The organism is Mycobacterium europaeum, assembly GCF_002102155.1.
Classification (GTDB): domain Bacteria; phylum Actinomycetota; class Actinomycetes; order Mycobacteriales; family Mycobacteriaceae; genus Mycobacterium; species Mycobacterium europaeum.
Genome location: NZ_LQOU01000025.1, coordinates 1 through 20,697 on the forward strand (window position 1 = coordinate 1; position 20,697 = coordinate 20,697).

A 20,697-nucleotide genomic window follows, 5' to 3' on the forward strand; every position below is an offset into this window, starting at 1 on the left:
GGATGGGCGGGCAATCGCTGATGGCCAAGAATTCACGGGAGGAATCCCGGACGTTCCTGATCTCGGTGGCCGCCGAACTGGCCGGCATGCACGCCCAGACCCTGCGCACCTATGACCGCCTCGGTCTGGTCAGCCCGCGCCGCACTTCCGGTGGGGGACGGCGTTATTCGGAGCACGACGTCGACCTGCTGCGCGAGGTGCAGCGGCTGTCCCAGGACGAGGGCGTCAACCTGGCCGGCATCAAACGCATCATCGAGCTGACCAACCAGGTCGAGGCGTTGCAGGCCCGCGTGCAGGAGCTCACCGAGGAGTTGACGCAGGTGCGCGCCGGCCAGCGCCGCGATCTGGCGGTGGTGCCCAAGAGCACCGCCGTGGTGGTGTGGCAGCCGCGCAGACGGCGCGGCTGATCAGACCCTGATCAGACCCGGATCGAAAACTGCGCGACCGCAGGCTCGCCCGGCCGCGCGCGATGGTAGCCACCGCGGCGCAGGGCGTCCGTCGGCGCGGTCATCGGCTCGAAGCAGACGATTTCTTCGGCCTTCGGCGCGAAGATCTGCGTCGCCGGATAGCCGCGTTCGAAGTGCACCTCCACGCGCCGCCCGCCGCCCGACACCGCGAACACCGCGCCGTCGGGCACCTGGTCATAGGCGTCGTCGAAGGCCTTGTCCCCCAAGGGCTCTGACAGCGCCGGCTGGGGTTCGGATTCGCCGGTGGGCAGCCCGAGGTGGTCGAGCTGCAGATGCCGCAGCGGCGGTGTCTCGATCACCCATTCGGCGCGCGGTACGTCGGGGAGCTGTAGGTAGGGGTGAAACCCGAAGCACAGCGGGACGGGCTGGGCGCCGGTGGCGGTCACCGTGGCGCGCACCGTCAACGTCCGGGCGGCCAGCCGCACCGACACCGTCAGCACATGCGGGTACGGGAAGGTGGCCAGCAGTTGCGGGTCGGCGCCGAAATCGAGCTCGGCGATCAACTCGTCGGCCGCTTCGGTGGTCACCCGCCAGCCCGGGTGGCCGGCCAGCACCCCGTGGATCGGCAACCCGTTGGGGTCGGCGCGGACGCCGTTTTCGCCCGGCGCCAGCGTTGCCGTCACGCCTTCGGCGGTATAGGTGTTCGCGCCCAACCGGTTCGCCCAGGGATACAGGATCGGGATGCCCATCGTCTTGCCGGCCGTCACGTAGGCGTCCAGCCCGCGCCGTTGCCCCAGCAGCTCGATGCCGGCATCGCTCAGGGAGGTGCCGATCATGCCCGCCTCGGGCACGAACTGCGCGGCCACCGACGAGGCCGGGTCGCGCAGGGTGACGACGCGCATGCTTCCTCCACTCACCTCGACAGCGGGTCGTGCTGAATGCTCTCCGGCGGAGCACCTTTGGCGATCAGCGCGGCCTTGGTGGCCCGCACCATCGCCGGCCCCCCGCAGATCAGGATCTGCCGGTCGCCCCACCCACCGTATTTGGTCACCACGTCGGGCAGCCGCCCGGTCTGGCGCACGTGCAGGCCGCGTGGCGGCGTGACGTCGGGATAGTCGGCGGCCCACGCCGGGTCGGCGCTGTACTCCGAGACCGGCGAGACCGACAGCCACGGATTGTGGGAGGCCACCTGCCACAGGGTCGGCAGGTCGTAGAGCTCGCAGCGGTAGCGCGCACCGAAGAACAGGTGCACCCGTGGGTTCACCGCGAACCGGCACAGGTCCATGATCAGCGCCCGCAGCGGCGCCAGGCCGGTGCTGCCGGCGACCATCAGGACGTCGCCGCCGTCCCGGTCGACCCGCAGGCCGCCGTGCGGGCTGGACAGCCGCCACCGGTCGCCGGGCCGCGTTTCGCCGACGATGGCGGTGCTGACCAATCCGCCGGGGACCACGCGGACGTGGAACTCGATGCCGCCGCCCGGATCCGCCGGGATGGCGGGCGACAGGTAGCGCCAGCGGCGCGGGCATTGCGGGACCTGGACATTCACGTACTGACCCGGGTGGTAATCCATCGGCCGGTCGAGTTGCAGCCGGATCACCGCGATGTCGCGGGACACCCGCATGTGCTCGATCACCGTGCCGTCCCACCACGCCGGCCCCTCGTCGGCCTCCGCGGCACCCCTCATCACCCCGGTGATCAGGTTGAGCGACTGGCGGGCGGCGTCGTCGACGGCGTCGGTCCAGGCGTCGCCGAGCCGGGTCCGCAGCGTCGACAGCAACGCGCGGCGCAACGTGTCGTAATGCTCTGGCAGCACACCGTATTTGCGGTGGTCCCGGCCGAGCTGGGCGAGAAGCGCCACCGGCTCCTGGGCGCGCTGGGCGACGAGTTCGCCGTACACCCAGTGCATGGCGTGCGCGAAAGCGGCCCGCTGCCCGCCCATTTCGGGCGGGAAGAGGTCACGCACCGAGACGTCGAGGCCGAACCACTGGGTGTAGAACCGGCTCACGAGCTCGTTGCCGGGCCCCGAGTCGTCCTGTGCGAAGGCGTCGCGCAGTACCCGCAACGCATCGGTGTCCTCGAGCCCCACGGGGCCCGATTCTAGGCTGGTCGCGCGCCGCCGAGCCCGCTCTCAGCCCTGACCGACGGTGTTGGCCGTCCCGGTGCTGACGACGTTCGGTGAGCCCCAGTGATAGGTGACCGCGTTGCCGGTTCCCGAGGCGCTGACCGCGTCCGCGCTGTCGACCGCGACGCGGTTGCCGTGGCCGGAGACGCTCAGGCTGGTGCAGTGGCCGGTGACGGTGACGGTGTTGGTCTGGCCGCTGACCGACAGGTAGCCGCCGTGGCAGCCGATGGTCTTCGTCGTGCCGGTCCCGTTGACCTGCAAGGTGCCCGACTCCGGGACGGTCGTCGCCGACGGGCCGGCGCCGGCGAGGTCGGTGTGGAACGCGGCGACGGCCAGGCCGGCCAGCGCCAGCGCCCCGGCGGCGATGGCGAGCCTGAGGGCGGTGCGGGGCCGGCTCTGGCCGCCGGGTGGGTCTCGGTGCTGCTCGGTCTGCGTCATCTGCATCTGCGTCATCGCTTCGGGGGGTACCCCGTGCGCCGCGGTCTCCAAAACTCGTTAGAGTTGAGCGGAACACACTCAACCTTGACGGCGTTGAACAACGCGACAAGCATTTTCCCTACCTATGCGAACGGAGGCGTCGTGGACTCTTTCAACCCGACAACCAAGACCCAGGCGGCGCTGACCTCGGCGCTCCAGGCGGCCTCGGCCGCCGGTAACCCCGAGATCCGCCCCGCGCACCTGCTGATGGCCCTGTTGACGCAGGCCGACGGGATCGCGGGACCGCTGTTGGAGGCTGTCGGTGTCCAGCCCGCGACCATCCGCACCGAGGCCGAGCACCTGGTCGAACGGCTCCCGCAAACCAGCGGCGCCAGCTCGCAGCCGCAGCTGTCGCGCGAATCGCTGGCCGCCATCACCACCGCCCAGCAGCTGGCCACCGAGATGGACGACGAGTACGTCTCCACCGAACACGTGATGGTCGGCCTGGCCACCGGCGACTCCGACGTCGCCAAGCTGCTGACCGGCCACGGCGCCTCTCCGCAGGCCCTGCGCGACGCATTCGTCAAGGTGCGCGGCAGCGCCCGGGTCACCAGCCCCGAGCCGGAGGCCACCTACCAGGCGCTGGAGAAGTACTCCACCGACCTGACCGCCCGCGCCCGCGAAGGCAAGCTCGACCCGGTCATCGGCCGCGACAACGAGATCCGTCGCGTCGTGCAGGTGCTGAGCCGCCGCACCAAGAACAACCCGGTGCTGATCGGCGAGCCCGGTGTGGGTAAGACCGCGATCGTCGAGGGCCTGGCCCAGCGCATCGTCGCCGGCGACGTGCCCGAGAGCCTGCGCGACAAGACCGTCATCAGCCTGGACCTCGGCTCGATGGTGGCCGGGGCCAAGTACCGCGGCGAGTTCGAGGAGCGGCTGAAGGCCGTCCTCGACGACATCAAGAACTCGGCCGGCCAGATCATCACGTTCATCGACGAGCTGCACACCATCGTCGGTGCCGGCGCGACCGGCGAGGGCGCGATGGACGCCGGCAACATGATCAAGCCGATGCTGGCCCGCGGCGAGCTGCGGTTGGTCGGCGCCACCACGCTCGACGAGTACCGCAAGTACATCGAGAAGGACGCCGCCCTGGAGCGGCGCTTCCAGCAGGTGCTGGTGGGCGAGCCGTCGGTGGAGGACACCGTCGGCATCCTGCGCGGGCTGAAGGACCGCTACGAGGTGCACCACGGCGTGCGCATCACCGACTCGGCCCTGGTGGCCGCGGCCACTTTGAGTGACCGCTACATCACCGCCCGCTTCCTGCCGGACAAGGCCATCGACCTGGTCGACGAGGCCGCCAGCCGGCTGAAGATGGAGATCGACTCCCGGCCCGTCGAGATCGACGAGGTCGAGCGCCTGGTGCGCCGCCTCGAGATCGAGGAGATGGCGCTGGCCAAGGAGGAGGACGAGGCGTCCAAGGAGCGGCTGGAGAAGCTGCGCTCCGAGCTGGCCGACCAGAAGGAGAAGCTCGCCGAGCTCACCACCCGCTGGCAGAACGAGAAGAGCGCGATCGACGTGGTCCGCGAGCTCAAGGAGCAGCTGGAGGCGCTGCGCGGGGAGTCCGAGCGCGCCGAGCGCGACGGCGACCTGGCCAAGGCCGCCGAGCTGCGGTACGGCCGCATCCCCGAGGTCGAGAAGAAACTCGACGCCGCGCTGCCGCACGCCGAGGCGCGCGAGAACGTGATGCTCAAGGAGGAGGTCGGACCCGACGACATCGCCGACGTGGTGTCGGCGTGGACCGGCATCCCCGCCGGCCGCATGCTCGAGGGCGAGACCGCCAAGCTGCTGCGCATGGAGGACGAGCTGGGCAAGCGCGTCATCGGCCAGAAGAAGGCGGTGACCGCGGTGTCCGACGCGGTGCGGCGCAGCCGGGCCGGCGTCGCCGACCCGAACCGGCCGACCGGGTCGTTCATGTTCCTCGGGCCGACCGGTGTCGGTAAGACCGAGCTGGCCAAGGCGCTGGCGGAGTTCCTCTTCGACGACGAGCGCGCGATGGTCCGCATCGACATGAGCGAGTACGGCGAGAAGCACTCGGTCGCCCGCCTGGTCGGTGCGCCTCCGGGCTACATCGGCTACGACCAGGGCGGCCAGCTGACCGAGGCGGTGCGCCGCCGGCCGTACACGGTGATCCTGTTCGACGAGATCGAGAAGGCGCACCCGGACGTGTTCGACGTGCTGCTGCAGGTGCTCGACGAGGGCCGTTTGACGGATGGCCAGGGCCGCACGGTCGACTTCCGCAACACCATCCTGATCCTGACGTCCAACCTCGGGTCGGGCGGCAGCGAGGAGCAGGTGATGGCCGCGGTGCGCTCGGCGTTCAAGCCGGAGTTCATCAACCGGCTCGACGACGTGATCATCTTCCACGGCCTCGAGCCCGGCGAGCTGGTGTCGATCGTCGACATCCAGCTGGCGCAGCTGCAGAAGCGGCTGGCCCAGCGCCGCCTCACGCTGGAGGTGTCGCTGCCGGCCAAGCAGTGGCTCGCCCAGCGCGGGTTCGACCCGGTCTACGGCGCCCGGCCGTTGCGCAGGCTCGTGCAGCAGGCCATCGGCGACCAGCTGGCCAAGCAGCTGCTGTCCGGCGACGTGCACGACGGCGACACCGTCCCGGTGAACGTCAGCCCGGACGGCGACTCGCTGATCCTGGGCTGAGTTCTCCGTCCGCTCGCGCCTAGAACTGCACCTGCGGCGGGGCCTGCTGCCCTTCCGGCGACTGGTAGAACGGCCGCTTGTGCACTCCCGCGATGCCGGTGAAGAACGTCCACGGGATGGTCACCACACGCTGGTTCAGGCTGGCCGCCGCGTCGTTGTAGTACTGGCGCGCGAACGCCAACTGGTTCTCGGTGTCGGCGAGCTGCTCCTGCAGCTGCAGGAAGTTGGTCGAGGCCTTCAGGTCCGGGTAGTTCTCGGCGACGGCGAGCACGTTGGCGATCGCGCGGTCCAGCCGGCCCTGCGCCTGGGCCTTCTCGTCGACGCTGCTCGACGCCGCGGCATGCGCCACCCCCGCGCGGGCGGCGGTGACCTCCTCGAACACCGACTTCTCGTGCGCCGCGTAACCCTTGACCGTGTTGACCAGGTTGGGCACCAGGTCGGCACGGCGGGTCAGCTGGACGTCGATGCCGCCGAGCGCCTCCTGCGCTTTCACGTCGAGCGTGCGCAGCGAGTTGAACGCGACGATGCCGAGCATGACCAGCCCGGCCAGCACGATCGCAACGATGATCACGGTGATACCGATTGACATGTCCCTACCTCCTTCGGCCCAAGCCGGTCCGGTCTACCACGTACCGCCGCCCCCGCCACCGCCGCCGCCCCAGCTGCCGCCGCTGCTGCTGAAGCTTGACCCGCCCGAGCTCGAGGAGGAACTCTGCGCAGCCGTGTAGGCGCTGATCGACGCCGACACCGCGGAGTCGAAGCTGGTGAACCCGCCGGACGACGAGTACAGCGTGGCCGGGCTGCTGTCGCGGGACGCCGGGTACCAGTCGGGGATCGGCGGCTCCGTCCCCGTCGCAGTGCGGTATTTGGCGGCCCACGCCTCGGCGGCGCCCAGGGCCACGGCATAGGGGATGTAGGCGATGAACAGGTCGCGGTGCGCGGCGTAGTCGAACCGGTCCTCGGCCGACGGTGTGGCCAGCAGCCGCTCGAAGCCGGCCGCGTGGGACCACAGCCGGCGACCCGACGGAGTGCGGCGGGTGCCGACGCCGCCGGCGAGCAACCCGATGCCGGCGATCGCGAACGCCGCGAACGGCAGGCCCCACATGGTCCACGTGAAAAAGCCCGCGAACCCGACGACGGCCAATGCGATGCCGACGACGACCAGCACCCGGCCGGCCCACTCCGCGGCGGCGGTCACCACGAGTGCCTGGGTGCGCGCCCAGGATCGGCAACTGGATACCAGCCGACCCTTGGCTTCCGACAGCTTCTCTCCGGCCGCCTGGCTGCCGGTGACGCGCAACGTGGCGCCCGCGGTGCTGACGCCCAGCGCGTCGCCGACCGCCCGGGTCACCGGGTCCACGGCGGCCCACTGCTCGGGCGTGCCAAGCCCGGTGAGGGTCCAGCGCGTCGCCCTGGCGCGCTCGAGCCGCACCAGTTTGCGCTCGGCCATGTACAGCAACGTCGCCACCAGGGCGTGGTCGCCGACGTTCTCGTTGACGATGTAGGCGGTCTGGACGGGTCCGAGCCCCTCGGGCGGGACGTAGAGCACCGGAGTGCCGGGGGGCGCCTCGCGCGACCGTCGGTCCCACAGGTAACCGCCCAGCGCGGCGAGCACCGACAACAGGGCCACCACGCCGACCACCGGAACCGACCGGCCGAAGACCTTGTCGAAGGGCGCCGTCCACGGCAGCGTCGACCGGTGCGGCAGCGGAACCTGCAGATCGAGCCGCACGGTGACCGGGTTCTGCGGCGGTAGGCCCGTCGCGGTCACCGTGACGTGGTCGGTTCCGGCTCCCGCGATTGCGCACGGGATCGCCCCGGTGTTGTCGGCGGCGCACTGCACCAGCCCGGACGGTCCGGGCAGCTCGATATCCACGTGCGCGGCATCGATCTTCATCGCCCAGAAGCCGACCACGTTGTAATAGAACGACGCGGTGGGTGCGCTCGGGTTGGCCCCGGCGCGGGTGGTGAAGTGTCCGGGCGCGGATGGTGGCCGCACGAGTCCGCCGTCGACGGTGTAGCTGATCGAGTAGGTGTGCACCCCCGCACTCACGGTCACGTCCGGATCGCCGATCCGGGCGACGTAGAAACGGCGGTTGTTGCGCCATTCATAGCTGACCGGTACCGACTGGTTGTCCATCGTGATGCCGGTGATGGTGGGGAGCATCCGCGCGTGCGGGTCGGTGGGGTCGGCGACGGGGAAGAACCTGAAGATGCCGTGCCGGTATGCGCCCATTCGCACCGTCAGCGCCTCCGTGGCGGCGATGCGACCGTCGGCGGCCACGCGATAGGTCGCGGCGTAGTCGGTGATCTCCGACTGCCAATCCACCGCGGCTGCGGACTTCGAGCCCGCCCCCAGTGCCAGCGGCCAGAACACGCCGAGGCACGACAGGGCGATGAGCACCAGCGACGCGAAAAGCTTCTTTACGGCCCTGGGGAGCGTGAATGAGTGGCGAAACGCCTTCATCGCAACGGTTCCTCCGGGGTGGCCGGCCCGATCGCCGGGTGCTGGGAACGCGGCGATTCTCCCACGAATGTGCGCCGTTTCGGCCCGAAAGCCGCCGATCGCTCCGCGGTCCGCGGAGGGCGGCATCCGCCCGCGGCGCCGCCCGGTCCGCCGTGGCGCTGGTTGTCATGAGCCTGATGCGCGGTTGTGACCAGGCGGACTTCTTTATTCCGGCGCAATTCCGGATACCCTGTGTGGGATGGTCCCCCTTTGGTTCACGCTGTCCGCGCTGTGCTTCGTCGGCGCGGGCGTGTTGCTGTACGTCGACCTCGATCGGCGCCGCGGCCGCAGCAGGCGCCGCAAGTCATGGGCGCGGTCGCACGGCTTCGACTACGAGCGTGAATCCGCCGACATCCTCAAGCGCTGGAAGCGCGGGGTGATCTCGACGGTGGGCGACATCGCCGCCGATAACGTCGTGCTGGGGCAGATCCGCGGCGAGGCGGTGTACATCTTCGACCTCGAGGAGGTCGCCACCGTCATCGCGCTGCACCGCAAGGTGGGCACCAACGTGGTGGTGGACCTGCGGCTCAAGGGACTCAAAGAGCCACGGGAGAGCGACATCTGGCTGCTGGGCGCGATCGGCCCGCGGATGGTGTACTCCACCAACCTGGACGCGGCCCGGCGGGCCTGCGACCGCCGCATGGTCACCTTCGCGCACACCGCACCGGACTGCGCCGAGATCATGTGGAACGAGCAGAACTGGACGCTGGTCGCGATGCCCATCACCAGCACCCGCACCCAGTGGGACGAGGGGCTGCGCACCGTGCGGCAGTTCAACGACCTGCTGCGGGTGCTGCCGCCGCTGCCGGAGGAGACCCAGCAGGAGGCGGGCGCGCCCGCGGGGCTGCGCAACGCGTCGCCGAGCCGCCCGCTCGCCCCCGCCGGCCGCGCGGAGCTGCCGCCCCGGCGCCCCCAGCAGGACGTCGCGGGGCTGCTGGGCTCGGATGCCCAGGCGCCTCGCCGGCCGGCCGAACCGATCCGCCGGGAGCAGCGCGGCTCGGACGCCGTTCGCCGACCGCCGCCGGGCGGCCGCAACGGCCATCAAGCCACGAACTATCAGCACTGACGGCCCGCCGGGCGCCGGGCGGGCGGCGCGGCCGCCGTCATTAGGATGTCGCTCATGCCTCGTCCCGTAGCCCTGATCACCGGGCCCACGTCCGGGATCGGCGCCGGCTACGCGCGCCGCTTCGCCCGCGACGGCTACGACCTGGTCCTGGTCGCCCGCGACGTCGACCGCCTGACGCAGCTGGCCGGCGAACTCGAAGGTGAGGCCGGCAGCGTCGAGGTGCTGCCGGCCGACCTGGCCGATCCCGCCGGTCGCGACCAGGTGTGCGAGCGCCTGGCGCGCGGCGTCCGCGTGCTGGTGAACAATGCCGGGTTCGGCACCTCCGGCGACTTCTGGGCGACCGATCCCGCGGTGCTGCAGTCACAGCTCGACGTCAACGTCACGGCGGTCATGCACCTGACCCGTGCGGCCCTGCCGGCCATGCTCGACGCCGGCGCAGGCACCGTCATCAACATCGCCAGCGTCGCCGGGCTGGTGCCGGGCCGTGGATCGACCTATTCGGCGTCCAAGGCGTGGGTGATCTCCTTCAGCGAGGGCCTGTCCGTCGGCCTGCAGGGCACCGGTGTGGGCGTGCACGCCGTCTGCCCGGGATACGTGCACACCGAATTCCACGCCAGGGCCGGCATCGACATGGCCAAGTCGCCGTCGTTCATGTGGCTCGAGGTGGACGACGTGGTGAACCAGAGCCTGGCCGACGTCGCCCGCGGCAAGGTGATCAGCATCCCGGGCCTGCAATACAAGGCGATCATCGCCGCCGAGCGGATGATTCCGCGGAGCCTGATGCGGGCCGTGACCAAGCGAATCGGGGGCGGCCGTGGCCGAACCTGAGTCATCCCCGCGCGAGGAACTGGCCGAGCTGGTGCGCCGGTTGTCGGTGGTGCACGGCCGGGTGACGCTCTCGTCGGGCAAGGAGGCCGACTACTACGTCGACCTGCGCCGCGCGACCCTGCACCACCGGGCCTCGGCCTTGATCGGCGCGCTGATGCGCGACCTGACCAGCGACTGGGACTACGAGGTGGTCGGCGGGCTGACCCTGGGCGCCGACCCGGTGGCCACGGCCGTCATGCACGCGCCGGGACGCCCGATCGACGCGTTCGTGGTGCGCAAGTCCGCGAAAACCCATGGGCTGCAACGGCTCATCGAGGGCTCCGAGGTTGCCGGCAAGCGGGTGCTGGTGGTCGAGGACACCAGCACCACGGGCGCGTCGGCGCTGACCGCGGTGCGCGCGGTCCAAGAGGCCGGCGGACAGGTGGTCGGCGTGGCCACGGTCGTGGACCGGTCCACCGGCGCCGCCGAGGCCATCGAGGCCGAGGGCCTGCCGTACCGCAGCGTGCTGGCCCTCGCCGATCTGGGGCTCAGCTAGTTGCATTGCCGCGCTAGCCTTCTCGCGATAGCGGCCTGCGTGCTGGCCTGCCTGACGGCCTGCTCGGGCTCCAGCCATCCGGTGCGCCCCTACGGCGCCCAGGGCGCATGGTTGGGGGAATCGCTGTCGCTGCTCGGCTGGAACATGTCGGTGTCGAACCTGCGCTGGGGCGACGACTACGTGCTCGTCGACATCGACGCCTCCGCGGCGGACCCGCACGCGCCGCACGCCAAGCCCGGCGACATCCGGTTCGGGCTCTACGGCGCGCTTTCGCACCCGATCGAGTCGACCGGGGTGGGCAGTTGTGACCGCGCGACGGCCAAGGTGCCCGACGTCCACTCGCCGCTGTCGGCGCCCGGCGACCGGCTCACCGGCACGGTTTGCCTTGGGCCGCTGAAGGATCGGAGTCAGGTCCGCGGCGTGTACGTCTACTCGCCGCGGGACCGGATCCCGAACACGTCGGCGGCCTACCCGGCCGCGTTCCCGGTGGGGCTCATGCCCACCAACGCCAACGACACCGGGCTCGCGGTCAAGACCACCAGCCTGTCGGCGTGGCGCGCCGACGGCGCCCCGATGACCAAGGCGCAGCTCGGTGATCCCGGGGCCTTCAGCGGCAACGGCTACATGCTGCTCGGCCTGGAGGCCGACGGCCTGGCGGCCCGTTATCGCGACGACTCGGCCAAACGCGGCGGCCCGTTGATGCTGCTCGTGTCGCCCACCCTGCCGGGCGCCGGCCTGAATCCGGCCTGCGCGGCGTACGGGTCGTCGGTGTTGGTCCTGCCCGACGCCGCGCTGGACGCGGTACACGTCAGCGCCTCGCTGTGCACCCAGGGCGAGATCAACGAGGCGCTGCTCTACGCGACGGTGGCGGTCGACGGCACCCACGCCGGCGTGTGGACGCCGCGATGAGCGATCCCGGGCCGACCGAGTGGGGCGCATCGGCCGGCGGGGTGGGGCCGTGGGCGGGCGAGTTGCCCGACGACCCGCGCTACGACCCGGTCCTGTTGCGCGAGGGCGACACCCGCAACGTCGTCGACGCCTACCGGTACTGGACGCGCGAGGCGATCATCGCCGACATCGACCGGCGCCGGCATCCGCTGCACGTGGCGATCGAGAATTTCGGGTACGACGCCAACATCGGCTCGGTGGTGCGCACCGCCAACGCCTTTGCGGTGCACACCGTGCACATCGTGGGCCGGCGACGCTGGAATCGCCGCGGCGCCATGGTGACCGACCGTTATCAGCGGCTGTGCCATCACGACAGCGCCGCCGACCTGATGGGCTTCGCGGCCGGTGCCGGGCTGGCGGTGGTCGCGGTGGACAACGTCCCGGGGGCGGCCCGTCTCGAGGAGACCGCGCTGCCGCGGGAGTGCCTGCTGGTGTTCGGGCAGGAGGGCCCGGGCATCACCGACGACACCCGGGCGGGCGCGGCGACGACGGTGTCGATCGCCCAGTTCGGCTCGACCCGCAGTATCAACGCCGCCGTGGCCGCGGGGATCGCGATGCACGCCTGGATTCGGCAGCACGCCGACCTGTCCGAGGCCTGGTAGCTGAGCCGTCGCGGGTGCGCGGCGTCGGGTCAATGCCAACGATTCACACTCGAAATGGCTTGGGGCACCATGCGCTCATCGTCAAACGTGATATCGCATGCGATATCAAATCCGCAGACCACATGCGGTCCGGAATCTGGTGCTGCTGTGACGGGTGGGCTTGAACCCGTTCAGCTCCACAGCGTTACGTGCACCTTCGGACGAAACCGGGTGACGCCGACGCCGGATCCGCGGATCATCGCCTGCGTGCAGCGCGGGGTGGTGATGAAGCGGACCAGTTCCGAGACGGCCGGCTGACGCGCCGAGGGCGCCAGCGTCGCAGCGCACCACTCGCCCGACCGGTCCAGCCCCGGACCGGGCACATGGGTCAGCCGCCCGGCGGCCAGGTCCTTGGCGACCGCAAAGCCGATGGTCAACGAGACCCCGCCGACCCGCTGCACCTCCTCGAGGGCGGCCGCGTCGCTCTGAAAGATCCGCTGTTGCGACTCCGGAATCGCCAAGCCGCGCAACATCGTTGCGATCTCGCCGTCCACCCCGCCCGCCGACGGGCCCAGCATCCACTGCTGCTGACGCAGCAACGCGGCAGTCGGAACGCCAAGGGCCAGAGGGCTATTGGGCGCCACGACGGCGATGATCTGATACTTCAGGAAGGGTCGCACAAACAGCGAGTCGTCCGCGCCGATCGAACTCTCGCTGGCCGGGCCGATCGCGATGTCCACCGCGCGCGAGCAGATCAGGTCGCGAAACCGGCTCGTCGGATGCACGCTCAACTCGACCGACAGGTCGTCGGCCCGCGACGAGAAGAGCTCGATCAGCCCTGGCGCGGCGTGCTCGGCGAAGGTGGTGGACGCCGCGATCCGCAGCAGCCGGCGCCCGTGGGCGGCCTCGGTGACTTCGATCGCGGTTTGTTGCTGCAGGCCCAGGATTTCGACCGCACGGCTGGCCAGGCGCAGCCCCCCGGGCGTGAACGCCAACCCGGCGCCGGTCCGGGTGAACAGCGGGTCGTCGAGCTCCTTGCGCAGCGCCGCCACCAGCATCGAGACGCCGGCATCGGAAACACCCAGCTCCGCGGCCGCGGCCCGCACCGAGCCGAGGCGAACCACCGCCGAATAGGCCCGAAGTTGAGCCGGGGTCATGGAAGGCAGCCTAATTTAAAAGAGTGCGTGACGTGCTTGCCGAGCTGATGTCGATCTGGCGCGCCGGCGAAACCGCGGGGCTGGGCACCGTGGTGCGCACCTTCCGGTCCGCGCCGCGTGCGCCGGGAGCCGCGATGGTGGTGGCGCCGGACGGCGCGGTCACCGGGTCGGTGTCGGGCGGCTGCGTGGAGGGCGCCGTGTACGACCTGGCCACCGAGGCGGCGAAGACCGGCTCGCCGCGGCTGGAACGCTACGGCGTCAGCGACGACGACGCGTTCGCCGTCGGCCTGACGTGCGGCGGGATCATCGACGTGTTCGTCGAGCCGGTTTCGCGCGCGTCGTTTCCCGACCTCGGCGCGGTGGCCGACGACATCGCCGAGCGGCGCGCGGTGGCGACCGCGACGGTCATCGCCCACCCGGACCCGGCGTGGATCGGCCGGCGGGTCGTCATCCGGCCCGACGGGATGGCGGGTTCGCTGGGTTCGGCGCGAGCCGACGCCGCGGTCGCCGACGACGCGCGCGGCCTGCTCGCGCTGGGCCGCAGCGAGGTCCTCAAGTACGGGCCGGACGGGCAGCGGCTCGGCGACGGCATGGAGGTCTTCGTCTGCAGCTATGCGCCGCCGCCGCGCATGCTGGTGTTCGGCGCGATCGACTTCGCGGCCGCGCTGGCGCGGCAGGGTTCGTTCCTCGGCTACCGCGTCACGGTGTGCGACGCCCGCCCGGTGTTCGCCACCCGGGCGCGCTTCCCGACGGCCGACGACGTCGTCGTCGACTGGCCCCACCGCTATCTGGCCGCGCAGGCCGAGGCGGGCGCCATCGACCGCCACACGGTGATCTGCGTGCTCACCCACGACCCGAAGTTCGACGTGCCGGTCCTCGAGGTGGCGCTGCGCCTGCCCGAGGTCGGCTACGTCGGGGCGATGGGGTCGCGCCGCACCCACGACGATCGCGTGAACCGGATCAAAGCCGCCGGGCTGACCGACGCCGAGCTGAGCCGGCTGTCCAGCCCCATCGGGCTGGACCTCGGCGCGCGCACCCCGGAGGAGACGGCGGTCTCGATCGCCGCCGACATCATCGCCAAGCGCTGGGGCGGCGGGGGCCGCCCGCTGGCCCAGATCGTCGGGAGGATCCACCACGACGCGCAGGTGGAGGACGACTTCACGGCTAGTTCAGGGATTACTTAACTCGCTATTGACGCCCCTGTCAGCGCGGCTGACACTGTGGCGCATGCAAGTACCCGGGCCCTTCGAATATGAACGCGCGACCAGCGTCGACCACGCCATCGGCCTGCTGGATCGATTGGGGGAGGGTGCGCGCATCGTCGCCGGCGGGCACAGCCTGCTGCCGATGATGAAGCTGCGCATCGCCAACCCGGAATACCTCGTCGACATCAACGATCTTGCGCTCGAGCTGGGATACGTGATCACCGATCCGACCCTGGTGCGCATCGGAGCGATGACTCGGCACCGCGAGATCCTGGAGTCCGACACCCTGGCCGCCGTGTGCCCGATCTTCCGGGACGCCGAGCGCGTGATCGCCGACCCGGTGGTGCGCAATCGCGGCACCCTCGGCGGTTCGCTCTGCCAGGCGGATCCCGCCGAGGACCTGTCGACGGTCTGCACCGTGCTGGACGCGGTGTGTCTGGCCCGGGGGCCGTCCGGTGAACGCGAGATCGCGATCGACGACTTCCTGGCCGGGCCGTACGAGACCACGCTCGCCCCCAACGAGATGCTCATCGAGGTCCGGATCCCGTTGCGGCACAACAGCTCCAGCGCATATGCCAAAGTCGAACGACGGGTGGGCGACTGGGCGGTCACGGCCGCCGGGGCGGCCATCGCCCTCGACGGCGAACAGATCGCCGCCGCACGCGTCGACCTGACGGCGGTGAACTCCGATCCCGCCGCGTTGGCCGAGCTTTCGGCGGCCCTGGTCGGCCGGCCGGCCACCGAGGAGACCTTCGCCGAGGCGGGCCGGCGCGCCGCACAGGCCTGCGAGCCGGTTTCCGACATCCGCGGCACGGCCGAGTACAAGCGCCACCTGGCCGCCGAACTGACCACCCGCACCTTGCGCACCGCCGCGCAACGCGCTCGCGCAGGAGGGAATTGACCATGCAGGTGAACATGACGGTCAACGGCGAGCAGGTGAGCGCCGATGTCGAACCCCGGATGCTGCTGGTGCATTTCCTGCGGGATCAGCTGCGGCTCACCGGAACTCACTGGGGCTGCGACACCAGCAATTGCGGGACGTGCGTGGTCGACGTCGACGGTGTGCCGGTGAAGTCCTGCACGATGCTGGCCGTGATGGCCTCCGGGCACACCGTGCGAACCGTGGAAGGGTTGGCCGTGAACGGCCAACTCGACCCGGTGCAGGAGGGGTTCATGCGCTGTCACGGGTTGCAGTGCGGTTTCTGCACACCGGGAATGATGATCACCGCCCGCGCGCTGCTCGACCGCGACCCCGATCCCGACGAGGAAACCATCCGCGAGGCGATCTCCGGTCAGATCTGCCGGTGCACCGGATACACCACGATCGTGCGCTCGATCCAATGGGCCGCCAAGAACGGCGCGACATCCCAAACTGCGGAGGCCACCTCATGACCACGATCGAATCACGGCCCCCCTCACCCGAAGACACGGCCGACAACGACCAAAAGCCCTGCGGCCACGGCCGGATGCTGCGCAAGGAGGATCCCCGCTTCATCCGTGGGCGCGGCACCTACGTCGACGACGTCGCGCTGCCGGGCATGCTGCACCTGGCCATCCTGCGCTCGCCGTACGCGCACGCCCGCATCGCCGGCGTCGACGTGACCGCCGCCCTCGCCCATCCGAAGGTCAAAGCCGTCGTCACCGGTGCGGACCTGGCCGAGAAGGGCCTGGCCTGGATGCCGACGCTGTCGAATGACGTGCAGGCGGTGCTGGCCACCGACAAGGTCCGCTTCCAGGGCCAGGAGGTGGCGTTCGTCGTCGCCGAGGACCGCTATTCGGCGCGTGACGCCCTGGAGCTCATCGACGTCGACTACGACCCCCTGGATCCCGTCATCGACGTGCGCACCGCGCTCGATCCGTCCGCGCCCGTCATCCGCACCGACCTCGACGGCAAAAAGGACAACCACATCTTCGACTGGGAGACCGGCGACGCCGCCGCCACCGAGGCGGTGTTCGCGACGGCCGACGTGGTCGTCAAGCAGGAGATGGTCTATCCGCGCGTGCATCCCGCCCCGATGGAAACCTGTGGCGCGGTCGCGGATTTGGACCCGGTCACCGGCAAGCTGACGCTGTGGACCACCTCGCAGGCCCCGCACGCCCACCGCACCCTCTACGCGCTGGTCGCCGGCCTGCCCGAACACAAGATCCGGGTGATCTCCCCCGACGTGGGCGGCGGCTTCGGCAACAAGGTGCCGATCTATCCCGGCTACGTGTGTGCGATCGTGGCCTCGCTGGTGCTGGGCAAGCCGGTCAAGTGGATGGAGGACCGCAGCGAGAACCTGACGTCGACCAGCTTCGCGCGCGACTACATCATGGTCGGCGAGATCGCGGCCACCGAGGACGGCAAAATCCTTGCGGTGCGGTCGAATGTGCTGGCCGACCACGGCGCGTTCAACGGCCAGGCCGCCCCGACGAAGTACCCGGCCGGGTTCTACGGGGTGTTCACCGGCAGCTACGACCTGGAGGCGGCGTACTCGCGGGTGACCGGGGTGTACACCAACAAGGCGCCCGGCGGGGTGGCCTACGCGTGCTCCTTCCGGATCACCGAGGCGGTGTACCTGGTGGAGCGGCTGGTGGACTGCCTGGCCTACGAGCTCAAGATGGACCCCGCCGAGCTGCGGCTGCGAAACCTGTTGCGCCCCGACCAGTTCCCGTACACCACCAAGACCGGCTGGGTGTACGACTCGGGTGACTACGAGACCACGCTGCGCAAGGCCATGGACATGGTCGGTTACGACGCGCTGCGCGCTGAGCAGCAGGAGCGCCGCGCCCGTGGTGAGCTGATGGGCATCGGGATGTCGTTCTTCACCGAGGCCGTCGGCGCCGGCCCGCGCAAGGACATGGACATCCTGGGCCTGGGCATGGCCGACGGCTGCGAGCTGCGCGTGCACCCGACCGGCAAGGCCGTGGTGCGGCTGTCCGTCCAGAGCCAGGGGCAGGGCCACGAGACGACGTTCGCCCAGATCGTCGCCGAGGAGCTGGGCATCCCGCCCGACGACATCGACGTGGTGCACGGCGACACCGACCAGACCCCGTTCGGCCTGGGCACCTACGGCAGCCGCTCGACGCCGGTGTCGGGCGCGGCCGCGGCGCTGGTGGCCCGCAAGGTCCGCGACAAGGCGAAGATCATCGCCTCGGGCATGCTCGAGGTCTCGGTCGCCGACCTGGAGTGGGAGAAGGGCACGTTCAGAGTCAAGGGCGACCCGTCGGCGTCGGTGACGATCGCCGACATCGCGATGCGCGCGCACGGGGCCGGCGACCTGCCCGAGGGCATCGAGGGCGGCCTGGACGCCGAGGTGTGTTACAACCCCTCGAACCTCACCTACCCCTACGGGGCGTATTTCTGTGTGGTGGACGTCGATCCGGGCACCGCGGTGGTCAAGGTGCGGCGCTTTTTGGCCGTCGACGACTGCGGCACCCGGATCAACCCGATGATCATCGAGGGGCAGGTGCACGGCGGCATCGTCGACGGCATCGGGATGGCACTGATGGAGTGGATCGCCTTCGACGACGACGGCAACTGCCTGGGCGGGTCGCTGATGGACTACCTGATCCCGACCGCCATGGAGGTGCCGCACCTGGAGACCGGGCACACCGTGACGCCGTCGCCGCACCACCCGATCGGTGCGAAGGGGATCGGCGAGTCGGCCACCGTCGGCTCCCCGCCCGCCGTGGTGAACGCGGTGGTGGATGCGTTGGCGCCGTTCGGGGTTCGCCACGCCGACATGCCGCTGACGCCGTCGCGGGTGTGGGAGGCCATGCAGGGCAGAGCGAGGCCCCCGATCTGATGAGCGTCATCAGCGAAAGGGCCCAGCAACTGCTGGCCGCGCGCACACCGTTCGTGCACGCGACCGTGGTGCGCGCCCAGCCGCCCACCTCGGCCTACCCCGGCGACGAGGCGATCCTGTTGGCGGACGGCACGATCGAGGGTTTCGTCGGCGGCCAGTGCGCGCAGAACTCCGTGCGCAAGGCGGCGCTGGGCGCGCTGCAGACGAACGAAAGCGTGCTGCTGCGGGTGCTGCCCGACGGCGACGTGCACTTCCCCGAGGCGCCCGGGGCGTGCGTGGTCGTCAACCCGTGCCTGTCCGGCGGGTCGCTGGAGATCTTCCTGGCGCCGCAACTGCCTGCCCCGCTGATCCGGATCTACGGCGCGACGCCGATCGCCGACGCCTTGGCTCAGATCTGCGGTGTGCTGGGTTATGAAGTCGATCGCGACGCACACATGGCCGACGCCACCGCCTTGGCAACCGCCATAGTGATCGCCAGCCATGGCGGCCCGGAAGCCGAAATCATCCGGACCGCACTGGACAACGGCGTCGGGTATATCGGCTTGGTGGCCGGCAAGATACGCGGCGCCGCGATCCTCAACGCAGTCGAACCGTCCGACGCCGAACGGGCCCGCATACACACACCGGTCGGACTGGACATCGGCGCCAAGACCCCGGCGGAGATCGCCGTGTCCATCGCCGCCGAACTCGTCGCCGGCGTGCGCGGCGGCCTGGGCCGCGCGGTGGTGGCCGAGTGCGGCCGCCACGAGGCTGTCGACCCGGTCTGCGGCATGACCGTGCCGATCGGCCCCGCCGCCGAGCATCTGCGGCTGGCCGGCACCGACTACTGGTTCTGCGGCCCCGGATGCCGCACGGCGTTCGCGGGGAAAGCCGGCGCATGACGCCGGCGGTGTTCAGCGACGTCGGTGACGTGATCGCCCGGTTCGATGCGCGGGACTACCTGCTCGACACCGGGACCGCATCCGCCATCTATCTGGCAGTCACGCTGGGCCGGCCGTTGCTGCTGGAAGGCGAGCCGGGCGTCGGCAAGACCACCGCGGCGAAAACCCTTGCGGCGGTGTTGGATACACCGTTGGTCCGGCTGCAGTGCTATGAGGGCCTGACGGCGAACGAGGCCCTCTACGACTGGAACTACCAGCGCCAGTTGCTATCCATCCGGCTGGCCGAGGCCCGCGGGGACGCGCTCGACGAGGCCGATCTGTACACCGAGGCCTACCTCGTTGACCGGCCCATCCTGCGCTGCGTGCGGCACCGCGGCCCCACCCCACCGGTGCTGCTGATCGACGAGATCGATCGGGCCGACGACGAATTCGAGGCGCTGCTGCTGGAGTTCCTCGGCGAAGCCGCCGTCACCGTCCCCGAGCTGGGCACCTTCGTCGCCGAGCGGCCACCCATCGCGGTGCTCACCTCCAACCGCAGCCGCGACTTGCACGACGCGTTGCGCCGCCGCTGCCTTTACCACTGGATCGACTACCCGGAGGCTTCCCGGGCGGCCGCGATCGTGCGCCGGACGGTGCCGGGCGCCGCCACCCCGCTGATCGAGCATGTCACCCAATTCGTCCGCAGCGCACGCGATCTCGACCTGGACAAGCCGCCCGGGGTGGCCGAGACCATCGACTGGGTCGCCGCGCTGGTCTCGCTCGGGGTCGCGGACCTGGTGGACCCGGCCGCACTGATGACCCTGGGGGCGCTGGCCAAGACGCCGGACGACCGTACGCTGATCCGCGACGCGTACAAGAGTTTTGCGCAATGCCGCCTTACGTGAGAGGACCCGCAGCATGAAGATCGCCAACCGGTTCACCGTCAGCGCGCCGATCGACCAGGCGTGGGACGTGCTGTGCGACCTGGAGCAGGTGATCCCGCTGATGCCTGGCGCGCAGCTCACCGGCCACGAGGGCGAGGACTACTCCGGCAAGGTCAAGGTCAAGGTGGGGCCGGTGACCAGCGAGTTCAGCGGCAAGGTGCGCTTCGTCGAGCAGGACCGCGGCCAGTACCGCGCGGTCATCGACGCCAAGGGCAAGGAGACGCGCGGCACCGGCAACGCGGCCGCGACGGTCACCGCCCAGCTACAGCCGGACGGCGATAAGACCAGCGTCTCCGTTGACACCGATCTGAAGATCGTCGGCAAGCTGGCCCAGTTCGGCAGCGGCATGCTGCAGCAGGTGTCGGAGAAGCTGCTGGGGCAGTTCGTGGAGTCGCTCGAAGCCAAGCTGGCCGCCGAATCAGGGGCGGCGCCGGCCACCCCGGAGGGCCCCCCGCAGGTCGGGCGCGTCCCGGAGCCGCGTCACGCCGCCCCCGCCGCCGAGCCCGAGCCCATCGATCTGCTCGAGCTCGCCGGGGGAGATCAGCTCAAGAAGTACGCCCCGCTGCTGCTGGCCGTGCTCGTCGGGCTGGTGCTGGGCTGGTTGCTCGGCCGGAGGCGTTAGCG

At 70.5% G+C, this 20,697-nt stretch carries 19 protein-coding genes and 1 pseudogene; 14 read left to right on the forward strand and 6 right to left on the reverse strand.

From position 1 onward, the window contains the following. Positions 1 to 20 precede the first annotated feature (20 nt). Positions 21 to 407: a heat shock protein transcriptional repressor HspR gene (locus AWC03_RS11935; protein ID WP_085240918.1), complete on the forward strand. Its 387-nt coding sequence runs from the start codon at positions 21 to 23 to the stop codon at positions 405 to 407. An 11-nt stretch (positions 408 to 418) separates the two neighbouring features. Here AWC03_RS11935 and AWC03_RS11940 read toward each other — a convergent pair whose 3' ends face one another. Genes AWC03_RS11940 through AWC03_RS11950 form a run of 3 tightly spaced genes read right to left on the reverse strand, consistent with a single transcriptional unit; the run spans position 419 to position 2,982 of the window. Continuing rightward, entirely contained in the window at positions 419 to 1,309 is an 891-nt protein-coding gene (locus AWC03_RS11940) for an aldose 1-epimerase (RefSeq protein ID WP_085240684.1), read from the reverse strand. Between the two features lie 11 nt (positions 1,310 to 1,320). Further along, the gene (locus AWC03_RS11945; RefSeq protein ID WP_085240685.1) at positions 1,321 to 2,493 is read right to left on the reverse strand and encodes an FAD-binding oxidoreductase; all 1,173 of its coding nucleotides are present in this window, start codon (positions 2,491 to 2,493) and stop codon (positions 1,321 to 1,323) included. A 42-nt stretch (positions 2,494 to 2,535) separates the two neighbouring features. Next, complete coding sequence (locus tag AWC03_RS11950; RefSeq protein WP_244275163.1) at positions 2,536 to 2,982, reverse strand: DUF3060 domain-containing protein; 447 nt, start codon at positions 2,980 to 2,982, stop codon at positions 2,536 to 2,538. A gap of 126 nt (positions 2,983 to 3,108) precedes the next feature. Between AWC03_RS11950 and clpB the strand changes: the two genes are divergently transcribed. Beyond that, positions 3,109 to 5,655 (forward strand): ATP-dependent chaperone ClpB, encoded by a 2,547-nt coding sequence (gene clpB, locus AWC03_RS11955; protein ID WP_085240686.1) that lies wholly within the window; start codon positions 3,109 to 3,111, stop codon positions 5,653 to 5,655. Between the two features lie 19 nt (positions 5,656 to 5,674). Here clpB and AWC03_RS11960 read toward each other — a convergent pair whose 3' ends face one another. Together AWC03_RS11960 and AWC03_RS11965 are read right to left on the reverse strand one after the other, a co-directional pair. Beyond that, complete coding sequence (locus tag AWC03_RS11960; RefSeq protein ID WP_085240687.1) at positions 5,675 to 6,244, reverse strand: LemA family protein; 570 nt, start codon at positions 6,242 to 6,244, stop codon at positions 5,675 to 5,677. Between the two features lie 33 nt (positions 6,245 to 6,277). Continuing rightward, complete coding sequence (locus tag AWC03_RS11965; RefSeq protein ID WP_085240688.1) at positions 6,278 to 8,122, reverse strand: DUF2207 domain-containing protein; 1,845 nt, start codon at positions 8,120 to 8,122, stop codon at positions 6,278 to 6,280. Between the two features lie 238 nt (positions 8,123 to 8,360). Here AWC03_RS11965 and ttfA point away from each other — a divergent pair, with 238 nt between their 5' ends. Genes ttfA through AWC03_RS11990 form a run of 5 tightly spaced genes read left to right on the forward strand, consistent with a single transcriptional unit; the run spans position 8,361 to position 12,140 of the window. Next, entirely contained in the window at positions 8,361 to 9,227 is an 867-nt protein-coding gene (gene ttfA, locus AWC03_RS11970; RefSeq protein ID WP_085240689.1) for a trehalose monomycolate transport factor TtfA, read from the forward strand. A 54-nt stretch (positions 9,228 to 9,281) separates the two neighbouring features. Beyond that, complete coding sequence (locus tag AWC03_RS11975; RefSeq protein ID WP_085240690.1) at positions 9,282 to 10,055, forward strand: SDR family NAD(P)-dependent oxidoreductase; 774 nt, start codon at positions 9,282 to 9,284, stop codon at positions 10,053 to 10,055. Continuing rightward, a complete protein-coding gene (pyrE, locus tag AWC03_RS11980; protein ID WP_085240691.1) occupies positions 10,042 to 10,590 on the forward strand; it encodes an orotate phosphoribosyltransferase in 549 nt (182 codons plus the stop codon). The genes AWC03_RS11975 and pyrE overlap by 14 nt, the downstream gene beginning before the upstream one ends. Continuing rightward, positions 10,591 to 11,499, forward strand: a complete 909-nt coding sequence (locus AWC03_RS11985; protein WP_085240692.1) for a hypothetical protein — start codon at positions 10,591 to 10,593, stop codon at positions 11,497 to 11,499. Next, positions 11,496 to 12,140 carry a TrmH family RNA methyltransferase gene (locus AWC03_RS11990; RefSeq protein WP_085240922.1) on the forward strand — a complete coding sequence of 215 codons (645 nt, stop codon included), beginning with the start codon at positions 11,496 to 11,498 and terminating at the stop codon, positions 12,138 to 12,140. The genes AWC03_RS11985 and AWC03_RS11990 overlap by 4 nt, the downstream gene beginning before the upstream one ends. A gap of 170 nt (positions 12,141 to 12,310) precedes the next feature. Here AWC03_RS11990 and AWC03_RS11995 read toward each other — a convergent pair whose 3' ends face one another. Further along, entirely contained in the window at positions 12,311 to 13,276 is a 966-nt protein-coding gene (locus AWC03_RS11995; protein ID WP_085240693.1) for a LysR family transcriptional regulator, read from the reverse strand. A gap of 23 nt (positions 13,277 to 13,299) precedes the next feature. Here AWC03_RS11995 and AWC03_RS12000 point away from each other — a divergent pair, with 23 nt between their 5' ends. The 7 genes and pseudogenes from AWC03_RS12000 (at position 13,300) to AWC03_RS12030 (ending at position 20,695) form a co-directional block, all read left to right on the forward strand. Continuing rightward, the gene (locus AWC03_RS12000; RefSeq protein WP_169716520.1) at positions 13,300 to 14,460 is read left to right on the forward strand and encodes an XdhC family protein; all 1,161 of its coding nucleotides are present in this window, start codon (positions 13,300 to 13,302) and stop codon (positions 14,458 to 14,460) included. A 43-nt stretch (positions 14,461 to 14,503) separates the two neighbouring features. After that, positions 14,504 to 15,382, forward strand: coding sequence for an FAD binding domain-containing protein (locus AWC03_RS12005; protein ID WP_085240694.1), 879 nt, complete (start codon positions 14,504 to 14,506; stop codon positions 15,380 to 15,382). Positions 15,383 to 15,384: 2 nt separating this feature from the next. Next, a complete protein-coding gene (locus AWC03_RS12010; protein ID WP_085240695.1) occupies positions 15,385 to 15,873 on the forward strand; it encodes a (2Fe-2S)-binding protein in 489 nt (162 codons plus the stop codon). Beyond that, positions 15,870 to 18,269 (forward strand): aerobic carbon-monoxide dehydrogenase large subunit, encoded by a 2,400-nt coding sequence (locus AWC03_RS12015; protein ID WP_085240696.1) that lies wholly within the window; start codon positions 15,870 to 15,872, stop codon positions 18,267 to 18,269. The genes AWC03_RS12010 and AWC03_RS12015 overlap by 4 nt, the downstream gene beginning before the upstream one ends. Further along, positions 18,269 to 19,003, forward strand: a pseudogene (locus AWC03_RS12020) (XdhC family protein); the annotation flags it as partial. The gene AWC03_RS12015 and the pseudogene AWC03_RS12020, both read left to right, overlap by 1 nt. 143 nt (positions 19,004 to 19,146) lie before the next feature. Continuing rightward, on the forward strand, positions 19,147 to 20,034 hold the full coding sequence (locus tag AWC03_RS12025) for an AAA family ATPase (protein ID WP_085240923.1): 888 nt from the start codon (positions 19,147 to 19,149) through the stop codon (positions 20,032 to 20,034). Between the two features lie 13 nt (positions 20,035 to 20,047). Then, on the forward strand, positions 20,048 to 20,695 hold the full coding sequence (locus AWC03_RS12030; protein ID WP_085240698.1) for an SRPBCC family protein: 648 nt from the start codon (positions 20,048 to 20,050) through the stop codon (positions 20,693 to 20,695). The last annotated feature ends 2 nt before the right edge of the window (positions 20,696 to 20,697 follow it).